Source organism: Agrobacterium sp. lyk4-40-TYG-31 (genome assembly GCF_030209855.1).
Lineage (GTDB): Bacteria > Pseudomonadota > Alphaproteobacteria > Rhizobiales > Rhizobiaceae > Agrobacterium > Agrobacterium vaccinii.
Genome location: NZ_JARVRE010000005.1, coordinates 738,554 through 754,777 on the forward strand (window position 1 = coordinate 738,554; position 16,224 = coordinate 754,777).

The window sequence follows — 16,224 nt, forward strand, 5'->3', positions numbered from 1 at the left end:
GAGGGCTTCAAAGAGGGACATCTGAATGCTCAACGAATTTAAAACCTTTATCGCCCGCGGCAACGTTATGGACCTCGCCGTGGGTGTGATCATCGGCGCTGCCTTCAGCAAGATCGTCGAATCGGTGGTCAACGATCTGATCATGCCGATTGTTGGCGCCATCTTCGGCGGGTTCGATTTTGCCAATTACTTCCTGCCGCTGAGCTCGAAAGTAACCGCCGAGTCGCTCGCCGCTGCACGTGAGCAGGGCGCCGTTTTCGCCTATGGCAACTTCCTCACCGTGGTCATCAACTTCGTCATCCTCGCCTGGATCATCTTCCTGATGGTCAAGGGCGTGAACAAGCTGCGCTCGTCTGTCGAGCGTCAGAAAATCGAGGAAAAGAAGGAACCTGCTCCGCCGCCGGAAGACGTGCGTCTTCTCATGGAGATCCGCGATCTGCTGAAAACGTCTGGTACCAATCGCATCTGATCCATCAGAAAAATCCGTGATCTCTTCACGGAATATCATGCACGACAGGCTCTTCATGCGCTAAAGAAGGCACTCACACTGGAGTGCCTTTTTTCATGTCGGTTCTGCAAAGTCTAAGTGCCCGTTCTCTGGCTGCGCCTGAAAGCGGCATCGTCGAGGTCAAGAAATACGCCCATGCCCGCGAAGACCTTTTGCCGCTCTGGGTCGGCGAAGGCGATCTTCCAACGCCTGCCTTCATCGCACAGGCGGCGGCAGATGCGCTGACCGGCGGCGAGACCTTTTACACCTGGCAGCGCGGCATTCCAGAACTGAGCGAGGCGCTGAGCCGTTACTACCAGCGCCACTTTGCGGCCAGCCTCTCGTCCGACCATTTCTACGTCACCGGTTCCGGCATGCAGGCCATCGTCCTTGCCGTCCAGGCGCTGACATCGCCGGGTGACGAGCTGGTGTACCTCACGCCGACATGGCCCAATATTGTCGCTGCCATCGGCGTGGCCGGTGCCAAGGCGGTGCCTGTCGGCATCGATTTCACCAACGGCAAATGGGATATCGATATCGCCAAGCTGGAAAAGGCGATCACGCCGAAGACCAAGGCACTGTTCATCAACACCCCATCCAACCCGACCGGCTGGACCGCGACGCTCGATAACCTGCGCGATATTCTAACCCTTGCCCGCAAGCATGGTCTCTGGATCATCGCCGACGAGATCTACGCGCTCTACCATTATGCCGGGACCCGCGCGCCGTCCTTCCTCGACATCATGGAAGATGGCGACCGGATCGTGTTTGCCAATTCCTTCTCGAAGAACTGGTCGATGACCGGCTGGCGCGTCGGTTGGCTGGTGGCCCCACCGGAAATCGGGCAGGTCATCGAAAACCTCATCCAGTATTCGACGTCGGGCGTTGCGCAATTCATGCAGCGCGGCGCGATTGCAGCCCTCGATAACGGCGATGACTTCATCCGCCAGAACTTCGACCGCGCCGCCAGATCGCGCGACATTCTTTGCGATGCTCTGATCGCCACCAACCGTGTGGAAACGCTCAAACCCGATGGCGCGCTTTATGCGTTCCTGAAAATCGATGGCGTCACAGACAGCCGCGCAGCCGCCTTCGACATCGTCGATAAGGTCGGCGTCGGCCTTGCCCCCGGCACAGCCTTCGGTTCAGGGGGAGAGCTGTTCCTGCGCGCCTGCTTCCTGCGCAATCCGGCACAGACCGAAGACGCCGCAGACCGGTTGTCGAGCTATATTCTCGGTAAAAATATCCGATGAGAGCAAACGCCACCGGCCACTGGTGTCCGGTTTAAACTGAAAGGTAGTTTTGGGCGAGAACGGGTTCCCCATCCGTCACCCCGGCCCTGAGCCGGGGTCCAGCCGACGCGCGTCTGCGCGGCGAGAAAAGTTCTTTCAGACTAGAGCATTTCCGCTTTTCTTCGAAACGCGAAAACGCTCTATCTGTTTGTTTTAACGCATTATCCGGACGCAAAACCGCTTCGCACTTTTGCTGGAAATGCTCTAAGGACTTGGTCTGACTGGATACCGGGTCAAGCCCGGTATGACGGTGGTGGGGGTGGAACCGAACAGAAATGCGTGACAGCCCGTGACGTGCACCGTCACGGGCTGTCACGTCGCATCAGTGAGCCGTGGTACTGATGGGTGCATCGTTCGCGCGCTGGAAGGCTGCGTGGCGCAGGCTGTCGGCCAGGAACGCGGTATTCTCGTTCGGATCGTTGGATGGATTCTGGAAGTTGATGTAGTTGATGTTGACCCCGGCGCGGTCCTTCTCCAGCAACAACTGTGCATAGATAGTGACGCCCTTCGGCTTGATTTCCAGATCCAGTGTGATGGTTGGATAGGTGTCCCAATCCAGCTTGTAATCACCGCCGATGCCGAAATACACCGTGCCCGGATGGAAGTAGAGCTCGGCTGCCGAATCGACGAGATCCGACAGGGAGCTGTAATACTCGAATTTCAGGAGGGAGATCAGATCTCCCGCATCGATTAAACGAAGCTCGGCAGCCACAGGGCCGATTGCACGAGCCAAAATTTCTTCCCGTTCAGCCGAATATGAGCATTTTTTCATATTGATCAGTTTACCCGTCTTTTGTTTTGGCGTGCGGCGTAAACCTTATGAATAAGTTCAGCCACAGCCTTATAAAATACTGACGGTATGACACTATCGACCGAGACTTGTGCAAACATGGAGCGGGCGAGCGGAACGTCTTCAAAAATCGGAATTCCGTTTTCTGTGGCGATCTCCCTGATCCTCAAAGCGATGAGGTCCTGCCCCTTGGCAACGACAACCGGTGCGTCGCTTTCTTCCTTTACGTAACGCAGCGCAACCGCATAGTGCGTCGGGTTGGTGATGACCAGCGTGGCTCTTGGCACGCCGTCCATCATTCTACGCCGTGCACGGTCACGCGCAATCGAGCGCTGACGGGCCTTGACCACCGGGTCGCCCTGCGATTGCTTGTATTCGTCCTTGATCTCCTGCTTCGACATGCGCTGGTCGGCATGCCAGCGATAGGTCGTCCAGAAGTAGTCGGCCACGGTCAGAATGCCGGTCGAAAACAGCACCACGACCACCATCTTCTTCAGAATTTCATATCCGGTGTAGATCATGGTGTGCGGGTCGGTGACCAGCGCGTCGAGCAGCTTGTAGTAGTCGGCTTTCAAAACCATTACCATGATGATGGCGACGACCACCACCTTGAACAGCGATTTGCCGAAATTGACCATGCCATTGGCGCTGTAGATGCGCTTGAAACCACCGACTGGCGATATGCGCTCGAATTTCGGGGTGATTCGATCCAGCACGAATTGCGGCAGGTTCTGCACGAAGGACTGTGCCAGCCCGAACAGACAGAAGAGAATGGCAGCGGGTGTCAGCAGCCAACCGATCTCCTTTGCCAGATGCAGGCCAAGCGACACCATGTCGGCGGCGTTGGTCATCCGCCATTGTTCGGGCCGCTCGAGAATGTCTTGCAGTGTTTGCGATAGCCGTTTGACGCCATCGGGGAGAAAAAACACGAGATAAATGTAAAACGCGAGCGTGGACGCGAACAACGACGCTTCCTGCGATGAAGGGACATTTCCCTTTTCCATCGCGTCGCGTAGTTTTTTCTCTGTTGGTTCTTCTGTTTTACTGTCTTTGTCTTCGTCCGACAAGACACGTCCCCTCAATGGAAAAGGCCCGCCGGAACCGGCAGGCCGTTATTGAGAGGGTATAGGGGCGCGCTTTGGCCCGCAAGCCGCCTGGGCTTGCCACACAGGTTTTATGGGCCCGTATGGCTTTTAGGCAGCGGCTGACTGATCGGCAGGAGCCGTTTCTTTCAGCAATATCTGGCCGGAATTGGCCAGACGGATGGCTTCCTGAGCAACCGCGCGGCGGGCAATCGCCACTTCGCGGGTGTTGAGGGACGCGGTCGGCACGGCCAGATCCGATTCGATCATGCGGCGCTGGCGCGGGCTGATGCAGGCCAGCACACATTCCTTGATCTCGTTCGTGGCGCCACGCAGCGCCATGGTGAGAATGTCTGCCGAGACATCGTTGAGCAGCGAAACGCGGCTGCGCTGCGGCATGTAGAGAAGGTCTTCGAACAGGAAAATCTTCGGCTTGACCTTGTTGGCGGATTCCTTGCTGAGCGTTTCGAGCGAGCTGAGCAGGGTATCGACCTGCGGCTTTTCGAGTTCGTTCATCAGGTCGGCAACCTTTGCCGAGCCTCCAGCATTGCGTTCGGCCTCGATTTCGGCGATCAGCGCCATGACACGCTTTTCGATGATCTGGGCGGCAGCTGGGCTGACCTCCTTCATGTTGACGGTACGGTTCATGATGTCGGCGCGCTGCTCGTCGGGAATGGTCAACAGTACCTTGGCACCGAAGGACGATGGCAGCATGGAGAGGATGTAGGCGATGGTCTGCGGATGCTCGCGCATCAGGAACTTGCCGATGAACTGCGGGTCCGCATCCTGCAACTGATCCCAGATGGAGGTTTCGTATGCCTGGAATGCGGCGCGACGGCCCAAAAGACCGTCTACCTCTTCAGGGGTCAGACCTTCTTCGAGAATGCTTTCGATAGCCTTGGCGTTGTCCATAAGGCCGGTGCCTTCGGTAAACAGGTCTTCGAATTCCGCCACGATCTGCGCAAGCTCGTCTGGCGGAATAACCCGAAGCGTCTGGGCCGAATTGATGATGGTCTGCAACTCGGCCTGCGTGAAAAACTTGAGGAGTTTTCCGGCCACGCCTTTTCCCATCGCCAGCAGTACGGCGGCGGCCTTATCAGCCTGAGACAACGGTTTCCCAGCGATTGGGTTACCGAAATCCTCAAAGTCCATCATGGTCTTTCCTCTCCGTCCCCACAGGGATTAGGCTTTCTTCGTACTCATTACTTCAATCAGCTTCACACCGAAACGCGTATCGTCATCATCCAGCACGGTAATCTCGCCGCGTGCGATGCAGCGGCCATTCACCATGATTTCTACCGGCTCACCAATCCTGCGCTCAAGAGCGATGGTGGCGCCTTCTTCCAGTCCCATCAGGCCCGACACCAGCATGCGGCTAGTGCCCAGCACGATCTGGACATCGATCGGGATATCCATGATCAGATCGAAGTTGTCGGACAGTCCGCTGCCCAGTGGCGAGGGCGAAGCGGACAGCGGGGCGGAAGAGGAGCCGAAATCGGACATGCCGAAGCTGTCCATTCCGCCACCGAAGCCCGCCAGATCGTCTGTCGCCGCCGGCTCGACCGCTGTCGAACCGAAGTCGCCAAAATCACCGAAGTCCGAGAGCGATCCTTCCGAATCGCTTTTCAGAACACCGCGCAGATCGCCGATTGCCTGATCCAGATCGCCGGTATCATCCAGCGAAGCCATCAAATCATCTTCGGGTTTTGGTGTCTTTTTCGTAGCCATGCGCTAATTATTCCCTTTGAAACTTGCGTCAAGCTGCCCATGCCTGTGAGAAGGCGAAACGGGCATTCAACCCATCAAATGTCTAAGAATTTCGTCGTCCGTGCTGACGTTGTTTTTCACGCGAACCGTGTATTTATCCCCTGCGCGACCGAACTCGCAGTTGTACATGTTCGCGCCATTGGCGCTCACCTCGACGCAGATGTCGTCCTGGCGGATATCGCGGAAAGGAATGACATCCCCTTCCACCAGCCGCGAGATCGTTTTCAGCGTCAGGCTCTGCAACCGGATTCTGGCTTCCAGCGTCACCTGTGAACGCTTCACCTGTTCGGAGATCATCTCCATCCATTCTTCCTGCTTCTTCAACGCCTGGGCCGATGGCTTGGGCGCGACGATGGTCGTTTTCAGCAGCGTGCGCTGCGGAATGACCAGTGCAAATTCGGAGGCAACTTTGCCGATTTCGACCTTAAGGCGGATCATCATGCCGAACTGGGCAGAGATCGCTTCTTCGAAAATGGTCTTGCCGTTGCCGTTGAACGGCGGGTCGATGGTCGCTTCGAAACCACCCGGCGCATTGACGGCAGACCGCAGCACATCGCCGATCCGGCCCATGACGAGGGCAGCGAGATCAAGCTCGATATGCGACAGCGCCCGTGTCTCGGGTTCCATGATCGTATCGGGTGCTGCACCCAGCATGCGCTCCATCAGCGCCATGATGAAGGCCGTGCCGGTGCCGATCAGAAAATTGGGGCACCAGTTGCGCAGCGAGCAATCGGCAACGGCAAAGTCCTTGCCGAGCTTCTGGACAAGTTCGACCATCAGACCGGACTCGCAGCCCAGATAATCCACCTGAATGGCGATGCCCGTTTCGCTGTGGAAAATATCCGGCAGGAAGTGGCTGTAGATCTGGCCGATATCCGAACCGATCTTGGAGACCTTCTTGCTGTCACCCAGGCCGCCCGTCAGCTTTGCCAGAAGGGCGGGTTCCATCGACGTTACATTTGATTGTGCAGCATTCGCCATCATCAAGCCGCCTTCTGGTCGCCACCCGGGTTCATCATTTCCTGCTCCACGGCATCGATGGAAGGACGCTCGTAGCCGGAAATCGTCTTGCGGCCGTATTCGAGCGCAACCTGCGGAACCGAGCCGTTCATGTAGGCGATCAGCGTCTGCTTCACGACGATGTAGAGCCGGTGCTGCTTTGTGCGAACGATCTTGATCTGCGAGGTCAGCGGGTTACAGATCGAGTAGGACAGAATGATGCCAAGCATGGTGCCGACGAGCGCCGCGCCGATGAGACCACCCAGAACCGCAGGCGATTCGTTGATCTTGCCCATGGCCTTGATAACGCCGAGAACGGCGGCGACGATACCGATGGCCGGGAAGGAGTCACCCATGGCCGTAATCGCGTGATAGGGCTTGAGCTTGTCGTTGAGGATCGTCTCGATTTCCTCGTCCATCAGCGCTTCGATTTCGTGGCTGCGGGCATTGCCGATGATGATCAGGCGGACATAGTCGCAGATGAAGGACGTCAGCTCCTTGTTCTTCAAAACAGACGGTGCCGTCTGGAAGATCGAGGATTCGTCCGGGTTATCGATATGAGCTTCGATCTCGTTGCGCGATTTCGTGCGCAGATCACGCATCAGCGAGTAGAGAACGCCGAGAACGTCGAGGTAATTGCGCTCTTTCGGCACCGCGAACTTGAACGCCTCGCCGATGGCTTTACCGCTGTCCTTCACGACCTTCATCGGGTTGGCCATGATGAAGCCACCAAGACCGGCACCGCCGATGATGACAAGTTCGAACGGCTGGAAAAGTACGTCCAGGTGACCGCCCATGGCCATGTAGCCGCCGATAATACAGCCGAAGGTAATCACTAGTCCGATAATAATATTCATCTGAAGCTCGCGTCTGATGCCAATTTCGCACTTCAGGGATAGGTGACATGCCTTGTGCGAGGCTGGCTTGCGAACGCGGTTTGTCGCACCGCCCGCCCCTGCCCCTCGAAACATCGGCTGGGCCCACGCGGCGCCCCATCATGCTCGCTCTCTTTATAAGCTGCCGTTCAAAAGCTTCGCACAAGCAAGCGTCCGTAGTTTCGGGACATACATGAGGTTGCCGTGTCACCAGTGCGCCTTTTCTAGAAGTTATGGACAGGAGACCGACATGCAGTCTGGTATTTACGTAGGCATATCCTCGCAGATCGCACTGGAACGTCGTCTCACCACCATCGCAGATAACATTGCCAACATGAACACGGTCGGCTTTCGCGGCACGGAAGTGAAGTTCGACCAGGTCATGAGCCAGACGCACAACGACCTGAACGCCGACGTCTCCTTCGTAACCCAGGGCAGCGACTACCTTTCCACCCGCAACGGCGAAATGATCCGCACCGGCAACTCCTTCGACTTTGCCGTCAAGGGTGACGGCTGGTTTGCGATCAATACGCCTGCGGGCCAGGTCTTGACCCGCGACGGTCGCTTCTCCATGGGCATTACCGGCGAGCTCGTTTCCACGCAGGGCTATCCAGTTGTGGATGCAGGCGGTGCGCCGATCCAGCTCAACCCCGCCGCCGGTGAACCGACCGTGGGTGCCGATGGCCGCATTCTGCAAAACGGCGCGACAGTCGCGCAGTTGGGCCTCTTCACGGCGGACGCCAACAAGGGCTTTGTGCGCTACGAAAACTCCGGCGTCATCTTTTCCGAAGCCCCGCAGCCGGTTGTCGATAACGGCGATATCGGTGTGATCCAAGGTTATGTCGAGCAGTCAAACGTCAACGCCATCAGCCAGATGACCCAGCTCGTGCAGGTTAACCGCGCCTTCGAAGGCATTTCCTCGCTGATGAAGTCCACGGAAGATTCCTTCTCGCAGGCCATCCGCACCCTTGGCGGCGGTCAGTAAGCGGCGTGTGATTTAAATGGACATCGAAGCCGAGATCGACACCCTTCCAGAGCCCGTGGTCGAACCACCACTTGCCCAGCCTGCCAACATCTTCACCCGGCTTGATACCTTGGCGCAGATGGTGGAAGCGCAGGTCGCATCCGGCACGCCGATGTCGCGCGGCGGGCGGGTCAGGACCATTGCTGCCGGTCACTACACCGTCAGCGGTCTGTCGCCCTTCGTTCGCCTTGGCGAATTCGTGGTGCACAAAAGCGAGACCGGCCTGCATTTGGGCGAAGTGGTGCGTGTGGAACCCGACCTGATCTATGTCTGCCCTATCGAGCCGGGCGACCCGATCGGCGTCAACGACATCGTTCTGCGCGAAGGCGAATTCCGGGTGGAGCCTGACGACAGCTGGTGCGGACGCACCATAAACTCGCTGTGCAAACCCATCGATAACAAGGGTCCGTTGATGAGGGGCTCGAAGAAGCGCTCCGTCATGACCCTGCCGCCGCCATCCATGACACGCAGCCGCGTGGACACCGGTTTTCGCACCGGCGTCAAGGCCATCGATATCTTCACGCCGCTGTGTCTGGGCCAGCGCCTCGGCATTTTTGCCGGTTCCGGTGTGGGTAAATCAACGCTACTTTCCATGCTGGCGCGCGCCGATGCTTTCGACAAGGTCGTCATCGCGCTGGTGGGCGAACGTGGCCGCGAAGTGCGCGAATTCATCGAGGACACGCTCGGTGACAACATGAAGAAGTCCATCGCCATCGTCGCGACCAGCGATGAAAGCCCGATGCTGCGCAAGATGGCGCCGCTGGTGGCCATGACGGTTGCCGAGCATTTTCGCGACAAGGGCGAAAACGTTCTCTTCATCGCCGACAGTATTACCCGCTTTGCCCATGCCATCCGCGAAGTGGCGATTGCCGCTGGCGAGCCGCCGATTGCGCGTGGCTATCCGGCCTCCGTTTTCACCGAACTTCCCCGTCTGCTGGAACGCGCCGGCCCCGGCGAAGAGGGTACGGGAACCGTGACCGCCATCATCTCCATTCTGGTGGACGGAGATAACCATAACGACCCTATCGCCGACTCGACGCGTGGTATTCTGGACGGACATATCGTGCTCGACCGCTCGCTTGCGGATGAAGGCCGTTACCCGCCCATCAACCCGCTCGCCTCGATTTCGCGCCTGTCCCACAAGGCATGGACGCCGGACCAGCACAAACTGGTCTCGCGGCTCAAATCGCTGATCCACAATTACGAGGAAACGAAGGACCTGCGTCTCATCGGTGGCTATCGCCCCGGCGTGGATGCCGAGCTCGACATGGCCGTCAAGCAGGTGCCCTTCGTCTACGACGTTCTCAAGCAATCACCCGGTGATCCCACAGTCATCGATGCCTATGCCGAACTGGCCAACGCATTGAGAAACGCGCCGGTCAACACTCAGCCAGCGCAGCGACGGGGGCAATGACAATGACATTCCGCAGACAGAAAACACGTGGCAATTCCGAGCAGGCTGCCAGACAGAGACGCTCCATCCGCGATTTCGACCGCGTCCTGACCGGCGGCCTCGTTGCGGTGGCAGCCGCGGCGGCGGCCCTGCCATGGTACGTCTTCTTCAACCCGGAAAAATTCGGCATGACCGGCAATGGCTGGGAAGCCCTGACGAATGTGCCCCAGCGCGAAGGCGGCGGCGTGACAGCCGTGATCCCGCATATTGACGAAAGCCTGGCCGCCGAAAAACGCGAGGAAACTGCCAGCCACCTCGACACCCTGACCACAGCCACGGTGCAGGCCTCCGGCCAAGGCCAGAACGCCAATGAAGGCACGTCCCAGCCCTTCCCCGGCGGCACCCGCTTCAAACTCCTCCACGTCTCCAACGGCCGCGCCCTCATCGAGGACAAATCCGGCATGTTCCTCGTCCAGATCGGCTCCGTCCTCCCCGACGAAAGCAAACTGCTGTCCATGAACAACGTGGATGGCAAATGGCAGATCATCACGTCCGCGGGCGAGTTGTATCAGGAGTAGGCCTCGTCAGGTTTTCTGCGCAGACATCCCAGATGCAAAAGGCTCGTCCGTGGGCGGGCTTTTTGCATTGCGAGAGCCCACAATATTCCGCGAGCCCCAGCACCGGTGTCGCCTCCGCGCGCCAAGTCACTGGGAACACTGGCTGCAGGCTAGTGATGAAACTACACGTCGCAACACAGACATTGCCTGAGTGCGCATAAAACAAATTTCCGTAATAGTTGTTTTTTAATATCTTCCTAGTAGTAATAATCCATAAATTTACCGCTATAGAATCCATTTTTCGCTTTTTATTAGAGATTTATGATGAAAATCGCTTTGGTTCATGACTGGCTTCCGGTTTTCAGCGGCGCTGAGCAAGTATTGTCTGCAATCATACAAAGCACTGGACCGATTGATCTCTACACATTGTTCAATTTCCTTGATGATGGCGACTTGAAGAAAATCGGCGCCAAGGAAATTTTCACGAGTTACCTTGACCGGCTACCTTTCAGAGAGAACTATTATCGATACACATTCCCCTTCTGCCCCGCTGCGATAGAGAATTTCGACCTGGCCGACTATGATCTGGTTCTGTCGTCCAGCGCGGCCTTCGCCAAAGGGGTCATCGTCCACCCCCATCAACGCCATATTGCCTATGTGCACACCGCCGTGCGCTATGCCTGGGACCAGACATTCGAGTATATGCGGCGCACAGCCATGTCCCGCTTGCCATTCGGTCCGATATTACGACAGTCCCTCCACAAGCTGCGCATCTGGGATTTCAGATCGGCGCAGGGGGCGGATGTGCTGCTTGCCAATTCCTCCGTCATTCAACGGCGCATCGAGCAAATTTACGGGCGCCGCTCCTACGTCCTTCATCCCCCCGTCGATGTCGGCAGTTTCCCGATGCAACCCGAAAAGGATGATTACTACGTCTGCGCCTCGCGGCTCGTTCCGTACAAGCGTTTCGATCTTGTCGTTGATGCATTCAAGGATATGCCGAACCGCAAACTGATCGTGTGTGGAGACGGCCCTGAGTTGAACCGACTCAAGGAGCGCGCAGGACCGAATGTCACATTCGCCGGTCATCTTCCCCGGGCCGACCTCATCAGGACGATAAGCCACGCGAGAGCATTCATCTTCCCCGCCTACGAGGATTTCGGCATCGTCATGGCCGAAGCCCTGTCGTCGGGAACCCCGGTGATCGCTTTTAAAAGGGGTGGCGCTCAAGACATCGTCGTGCCACACGGCGAGCCCGACGCGACAGGCGTATTGTTCCCAACCCAAACCGCAAAAGCGATTATCGATGCAGTCGACACGTTCGAAAGCGCCCGTAGTGCATTTTCACCGGAAGCATGCCACACCCGCGCCAACCTCTTCGCCTCCCACAATTTCAACCGCAAACTCGACCAGTTCATTGCACTAACAATGGACAGGAATTTCTCACGAAATGATGTGCTGATGGTTAATTGATGTGAGGCCACTTGGCGGCAGTTACGTTCAACGCCGAGCCAGCGAAACAATCGATGGATCGATATCGACACCAAGCCGTGTCATTCAATTTTATTGTCGACCGTGCAATGTCGACGCCTCTGGCTAACCTAAGAAACTCAAACATCTCTCGCCATCGCAATAGGCCAACTCATCGGAAAGTAAAAAAAGCAATAGGGTTACGCGCTCTGGAGAAATAAAATATTTAAAACGGCGTGTTAAAAGCCCATTCTATTCAAACGCAACCCAAGTAACGCCTTCGACCAACTGACCACCGTGTGCGCAACTGTCCCCGATACGAGCAATCTTCTTGCCCTCTATGCTCGCAACCGAAGAGCCGTTCGTAATTTTGTCAGAAGTTGTTGGCACCCCAGTACAGAGCAGACTATCTCCCACCGTGGCAATCGGCACGCCTTCGACTGTGACAAAGTTTTGCTGGGTCGATATAACCGGCCCCCCGATATGAGGCTTGGGACCGGGATCTACCATTGGGCAGACGTGATTATGACCTTTGAGTGCGACATATGCCATCAATATCGTCCTGGGAGGTTGAGTTATGATTGATCTGCACGAAGCTTAGCAATATCCGCGGTGGACGGCGTTTCTGGAAACAGCTGTCGATATTTCTCATCTACAGCATCTAACAGAGGATCATCTGGCCAAGGGAGTGGTTTCGGCAACTCTTTGAAAACGCCCATTTGAAACAGATCATGGTTGAGATAACCGGGATTCTCCAAGCCAACCCACTCGCGCATCCGCAAAACCATCAACAGGAGAACGGGAAAGGCCCAATAGGCGTCAGGCTCGATTTCATAGTGCTTCTCAGTCCTGCTGCGCTTATCACCTTTAGTTTCCATATCGTGGCTCTGGGCGACGTGATAATCTGCAGCCTTTACAAGGATGCGATGGAACACGACGACATCCGGTTCTCGCCATTGCGCAACCAACTCAGCCCAGCCACCATAACCACCGGCATATTCCTCATAGACTTTTTCACGCCATTCAGTCTGCGTTGAGGTTTCATCAACGTTTAGCCAGTCTGCAACAATGTCCATGAAAGCGTAAGGAAAACCGAAGCTCGTCACACCCTGCCCTAAAGCTCCACCATAGAACTTGCCGCGCAAGATCGAGTCTTTTTCCAGCTCCCTTAACGCAAGTCGACCCAACAACTCGCTCCGTTCCTTCCAACCAACGGTCATAACCTGAGCTAATCCGTTAACGAAATCCGGAAATGACAAAGCGCTGTTAGTATTCAAATGTTGAATACCGATCGCATATGGTAACGGTGCGAAAGATAACCGGGCAGCCTTAGCCAAACGTTCCGTGTCAGCGGTGCCTTGAACGGCACTTAAGACGAAGGCTTTCAATTCCAAAAGATTTATCTGACCAAGATATCGGCCGATAGATTTGCTCCGACTATCATCCCCTTGAAGCCAGTCCTCCAAGTTTTTATAGATCATCTCCACAGGAGCTTCCGAGTATTTGGGTAGCCAATCAGGAAACTCTTTTAGGATATATTGAGTAATATTCGGGAAATTCACGTTCGACTCCTACCTCGCATTTCTAGTGTCTGCATTATCCAATCAATTCGGAGGTCCGCGACTTCGGCTTTTCCCCCCAATGGGCTTACCCTTACCAGTGACCCTTTGTCCGTCCCCATCATACCAGTTAACACGAGATTCGCGTTTTCCGGGAGCATAATTCCAGTCTCTTTCCCGATAGTTTGAAATTGCGCCGGTATCTGGGTCTACATCAAATTTAACTTCCTTAAAGTCCGCCTCCCCATCTAGCCAATCTAAAGCTTCTTGCGCATCGTTCACCTGCTTAGCCGTAGCATTCTTCCACTCGGCACTCCGTGATACAACCCTATTAAGACGATCGCGCACATAGGCAGGCCCACCCATACCGGATTGATCTCTACTCATTCCGGCACCATTCGACTTAACTTCACCGAATATGGCCTTACCGGTCGTTGGATCACGTCCGATTAGATCAACACCATTGCCCTGCGGGTTTTGGATAACGAGTTGATCTTTATAACCGTCGTTAGAGAACTTTTTCCGCGCCTCCTCTTCAGCCATATCGGACATTTGTTTATAATTATATTTCTGTTTTTCAGACGTCGCTGGCCCACCGGAATCTTTCACATTTTCATGGTTTGAATTCGGCAATCCCGCATGATCATCGCCAAATCCTTCATGAGTTTTGGCATGATCAACAACCTTTGCTTCCGACAGTTCTATTCTGGCAGTTTTGCCGACATTGCCGCCGGCTCGCTTAAGGACAATCGAAACTTTGCGCGCCGCGCTTCCTATTTTTTTCCCAATTTCAACCGCGACTTTAAAAACTACTGCCCCTGCACCTGCTGTAAAAGCGGCGGCTGCAGAAGAGATCGCAATTTCGAGAGCTAAAAATGCACCATCGATGCCAAGCGTTCCGAACGCGTAGTCAGGACCACCTTTTTCCCAGTCCGAAATGAACTGTCGATAGCGAGCAAGCGCTGTATCTTTTAGTGTATTCCAGACCTTCGATAATGCGGCGTTAATTTCCGCTTGCCGAGCATTCACCGTAGCTTGTGTAGCCGCGATGTTACGGTCCTCTAGGGTTGTGTCCGGTTTGTAATCGTACACCCCAGTCTTGTGGCCTAACCACTCAAGTGCTACTTTTCCCCCCTTGATGATCTGAGATGTTTGATTAACGTCAACGGCAACGCTGTCGCGAATCTTCCGATCGAGGTTTTCGATATCGTCCTCGAAACCGGCATCTGCGCCGAAAAACTTACCTACATTTTGTGCTGCCATGAGGCCGCCGCGTCTAAGCCAAAGACGACCCGCACCCAGCCCTGGCGGAGTATAATCATCGTAAGCTATATTGGCAGCTTCGATGAGCCCAACGGTCTCCTTTACCGCTCCCTCAAGAGCTCCCATCACTGCGCTACGTGCAGCCTTCTGCTCATCCTCTGTGCCGAGGACGCCGCCCAGAAGACCTAGCGTGTAGACCATACTCCAATATGCTAACAGTTTGTCGTAGGTGTATTTTTGCAGATCGGTATCAGGGTGGGTATGTGAACCCACGGGCCTTATGTCAGGATATTGCGCTGCTGCGCTACCCATCTGAGTCCTCCCCCGCAAAATGCCATCTCAAAAGCTCCTGCGGTACAAGGTCATCGAAGTTCAGGGCAGTATCTCCCACTGAAGCCATAGGGCCACCCAAACCAAGTCCACACTCTACTAACTGCATCGATAAAGAATTCAAAGAACTCGCTACATCCTCGGAATGCTGAGGATTTGCCTTGCTTATGAGATTAAGCACTTCTGAATGCTGTTCTTGTGGACTTAACGACAAACTGGTCATCGAGTTGAAAGGTAATATTCCCACTCGATCTTTGAAACGTGCGCGAACGTCGTCACGGATACTTCGCCGTTCTTCCGCTTCAGGAATCCATGCACCTGATGTCACTAGCGTCATGACGTTCAATTCCTACGGAAGTCGACTTTGGAAGCCTTTAGGACAAGGTTCTGCCCCGCTTCAATGGTAACGTTTTCCCCTTTAACGTGAACCGTACCGTCTGCCTCCATAGTAACGCTGGTCTTACCAACTACTATCTCGTAGGTCTTGCCCACCACTGTTGACTTGGCCGTTCCAACTTCCTGATAGTGGCCTATGGCCGTTGAATCGTTGCGTATACCTCCAACGGTCGTCTGCAGGCCGCCACCAATCGTCATAGACTTGGCAGCCCCAACAATTTCAGTAGACGAAACCATCACCGTCTCTGCCTTATTTTTGGCTACTCCAATAACAAGATTGCCTTCACCCATCGTTGCCTGTGCCAGGGATCCAAGTCTATCGGTAAAATTACCAAGTTTATCAGATATAACGTCACCAACTTTATTCCGCAGTATGCTCATTGCCGCAGTGACGCCCTTCTGAAGGATATTGGGCCCAACCATCAGGGTCATATTGCCACCAATGACTTCATGGTGGTTGTTACCCACCTCAATCGTCTTGTTATGGCCTACAGATTCCGCTTGGTTGTTGTCGACGCGTTTGGATCGCGAGTTCTCGACGTGAAGGCGTTGATCGCGCTGAGCATGCAGATAAATTTCTTCCCTGCCTTTATCATCTTCAAAACTCAACTCGTTGAAGCCTTCTCCTTTGTGAGTTTGAGTTCTGAAAGTGCTCTTCGTTTTGTTGGCTGGAAGTGTGTAAGGCACCGTCTGCCTCGCATTTGGCACCACGCCCGTGACCAGCGGCCGATCAGGATCACCATCCACGAAAGCCACCATCACCTCCATACCAATGCGTGGGATGATCTGCCCTCCCCACGAGGAGCCCGCCCAGTTCTGCGCCACACGCACCCAGCAGGTATCCGTCCCATCCTTCTTGGCCTTGCGGTCCCAAGGAAACCACAGCTTGATGCGGCCATATTGGTCCGGGTGGATTTCCTCGCCCTCGGGACCCGCGACG

17 protein-coding genes are annotated in these 16,224 nt (G+C 55.4%); 6 read left to right on the forward strand and 11 right to left on the reverse strand.

The genetic code is table 11. The features are described 5' to 3' along the window. Positions 1-25 precede the first annotated feature (25 nt). Positions 26-469: a large conductance mechanosensitive channel protein MscL gene (mscL, locus tag QRN55_RS14060; RefSeq protein ID WP_045229844.1), complete on the forward strand. Its 444-nt coding sequence runs from the start codon at positions 26-28 to the stop codon at positions 467-469. Positions 470-564: 95 nt separating this feature from the next. Next, positions 565-1,740: a pyridoxal phosphate-dependent aminotransferase gene (locus tag QRN55_RS14065; protein ID WP_284777143.1), complete on the forward strand. Its 1,176-nt coding sequence runs from the start codon at positions 565-567 to the stop codon at positions 1,738-1,740. Between the two features lie 361 nt (positions 1,741-2,101). Here QRN55_RS14065 and QRN55_RS14070 read toward each other — a convergent pair whose 3' ends face one another. The 6 genes from QRN55_RS14070 to motA form a co-directional block, all read right to left on the reverse strand. Continuing rightward, positions 2,102-2,551, reverse strand: a complete 450-nt coding sequence (locus QRN55_RS14070) for a BspJ family T4SS effector nucleomodulin (protein ID WP_284777144.1) — start codon at positions 2,549-2,551, stop codon at positions 2,102-2,104. Between the two features lie 5 nt (positions 2,552-2,556). Further along, the gene (flhB, locus tag QRN55_RS14075; protein ID WP_502871317.1) at positions 2,557-3,636 is read right to left on the reverse strand and encodes a flagellar biosynthesis protein FlhB; all 1,080 of its coding nucleotides are present in this window, start codon (positions 3,634-3,636) and stop codon (positions 2,557-2,559) included. A gap of 126 nt (positions 3,637-3,762) precedes the next feature. Beyond that, entirely contained in the window at positions 3,763-4,806 is a 1,044-nt protein-coding gene (gene fliG, locus QRN55_RS14080; protein WP_111840799.1) for a flagellar motor switch protein FliG, read from the reverse strand. Positions 4,807-4,833: 27 nt separating this feature from the next. After that, positions 4,834-5,379: a flagellar motor switch protein FliN gene (gene fliN, locus QRN55_RS14085; protein ID WP_112498925.1), complete on the reverse strand. Its 546-nt coding sequence runs from the start codon at positions 5,377-5,379 to the stop codon at positions 4,834-4,836. 66 nt (positions 5,380-5,445) lie between these two features. Next, entirely contained in the window at positions 5,446-6,405 is a 960-nt protein-coding gene (locus tag QRN55_RS14090; protein WP_502871318.1) for a FliM/FliN family flagellar motor switch protein, read from the reverse strand. Then, complete coding sequence (motA, locus tag QRN55_RS14095; RefSeq protein WP_111840976.1) at positions 6,402-7,274, reverse strand: flagellar motor stator protein MotA; 873 nt, start codon at positions 7,272-7,274, stop codon at positions 6,402-6,404. Before motA ends, QRN55_RS14090 begins: the two co-directional genes overlap by 4 nt. A gap of 268 nt (positions 7,275-7,542) precedes the next feature. On the opposite strand from motA, the gene flgF reads away from it, so the two are divergent. The 4 genes from flgF to QRN55_RS14115 all read left to right on the forward strand — a co-directional run bounded on the left by flgF (position 7,543) and on the right by QRN55_RS14115 (position 11,739). Then, positions 7,543-8,277 (forward strand): flagellar basal-body rod protein FlgF, encoded by a 735-nt coding sequence (flgF, locus tag QRN55_RS14100; RefSeq protein WP_111840797.1) that lies wholly within the window; start codon positions 7,543-7,545, stop codon positions 8,275-8,277. A 118-nt stretch (positions 8,278-8,395) separates the two neighbouring features. Then, the gene (fliI, locus tag QRN55_RS14105) at positions 8,396-9,730 is read left to right on the forward strand and encodes a flagellar protein export ATPase FliI (protein WP_350225189.1); all 1,335 of its coding nucleotides are present in this window, start codon (positions 8,396-8,398) and stop codon (positions 9,728-9,730) included. Positions 9,731-9,732: 2 nt separating this feature from the next. Beyond that, complete coding sequence (locus QRN55_RS14110) at positions 9,733-10,287, forward strand: flagellar protein (RefSeq protein ID WP_284777147.1); 555 nt, start codon at positions 9,733-9,735, stop codon at positions 10,285-10,287. 300 nt (positions 10,288-10,587) lie between these two features. After that, complete coding sequence (locus tag QRN55_RS14115) at positions 10,588-11,739, forward strand: glycosyltransferase (protein ID WP_284777148.1); 1,152 nt, start codon at positions 10,588-10,590, stop codon at positions 11,737-11,739. 249 nt (positions 11,740-11,988) lie between these two features. Here QRN55_RS14115 and QRN55_RS14120 read toward each other — a convergent pair whose 3' ends face one another. From QRN55_RS14120 to QRN55_RS14140, 5 genes are all read right to left on the reverse strand, one after another. Continuing rightward, positions 11,989-12,288 carry a PAAR domain-containing protein gene (locus QRN55_RS14120; protein WP_284777149.1) on the reverse strand — a complete coding sequence of 100 codons (300 nt, stop codon included), beginning with the start codon at positions 12,286-12,288 and terminating at the stop codon, positions 11,989-11,991. A 23-nt stretch (positions 12,289-12,311) separates the two neighbouring features. Then, positions 12,312-13,298, reverse strand: a complete 987-nt coding sequence (locus tag QRN55_RS14125; RefSeq protein ID WP_284777150.1) for a hypothetical protein — start codon at positions 13,296-13,298, stop codon at positions 12,312-12,314. A 42-nt stretch (positions 13,299-13,340) separates the two neighbouring features. Then, positions 13,341-14,870, reverse strand: a complete 1,530-nt coding sequence (locus QRN55_RS14130; protein WP_284777151.1) for a hypothetical protein — start codon at positions 14,868-14,870, stop codon at positions 13,341-13,343. Beyond that, positions 14,863-15,225, reverse strand: coding sequence for a hypothetical protein (locus QRN55_RS14135; protein WP_284777152.1), 363 nt, complete (start codon positions 15,223-15,225; stop codon positions 14,863-14,865). Before QRN55_RS14135 ends, QRN55_RS14130 begins: the two co-directional genes overlap by 8 nt. Before the next feature lie 5 nt (positions 15,226-15,230). Next, the coding region (locus QRN55_RS14140) for a type VI secretion system Vgr family protein (protein WP_284777153.1) at positions 15,231-16,224 on the reverse strand (994 nt) is incomplete at its 5' end.

Coding starts and splice junctions, on each gene's coding strand:
- motA (WP_111840976.1), bottom strand. CDS start 7,274: ATGAATATTATTATCGGACTAGTGATTACCTTCGGCTGTATTATCGGC.
- QRN55_RS14065 (WP_284777143.1), top strand. CDS start 565: ATGTCGGTTCTGCAAAGTCTAAGTGCCCGTTCTCTGGCTGCGCCTGAA.
- QRN55_RS14120 (WP_284777149.1), bottom strand. CDS start 12,288: ATGGCATATGTCGCACTCAAAGGTCATAATCACGTCTGCCCAATGGTA.
- flgF (WP_111840797.1), top strand. CDS start 7,543: ATGCAGTCTGGTATTTACGTAGGCATATCCTCGCAGATCGCACTGGAA.
- fliI (WP_350225189.1), top strand. CDS start 8,396: ATGGTGGAAGCGCAGGTCGCATCCGGCACGCCGATGTCGCGCGGCGGG.
- mscL (WP_045229844.1), top strand. CDS start 26: ATGCTCAACGAATTTAAAACCTTTATCGCCCGCGGCAACGTTATGGAC.
- QRN55_RS14110 (WP_284777147.1), top strand. CDS start 9,733: ATGACATTCCGCAGACAGAAAACACGTGGCAATTCCGAGCAGGCTGCC.
- fliG (WP_111840799.1), bottom strand. CDS start 4,806: ATGATGGACTTTGAGGATTTCGGTAACCCAATCGCTGGGAAACCGTTG.
- QRN55_RS14130 (WP_284777151.1), bottom strand. CDS start 14,870: ATGGGTAGCGCAGCAGCGCAATATCCTGACATAAGGCCCGTGGGTTCA.
- QRN55_RS14135 (WP_284777152.1), bottom strand. CDS start 15,225: ATGACGCTAGTGACATCAGGTGCATGGATTCCTGAAGCGGAAGAACGG.
- fliN (WP_112498925.1), bottom strand. CDS start 5,379: ATGGCTACGAAAAAGACACCAAAACCCGAAGATGATTTGATGGCTTCG.
- QRN55_RS14115 (WP_284777148.1), top strand. CDS start 10,588: ATGATGAAAATCGCTTTGGTTCATGACTGGCTTCCGGTTTTCAGCGGC.
- QRN55_RS14070 (WP_284777144.1), bottom strand. CDS start 2,551: ATGAAAAAATGCTCATATTCGGCTGAACGGGAAGAAATTTTGGCTCGT.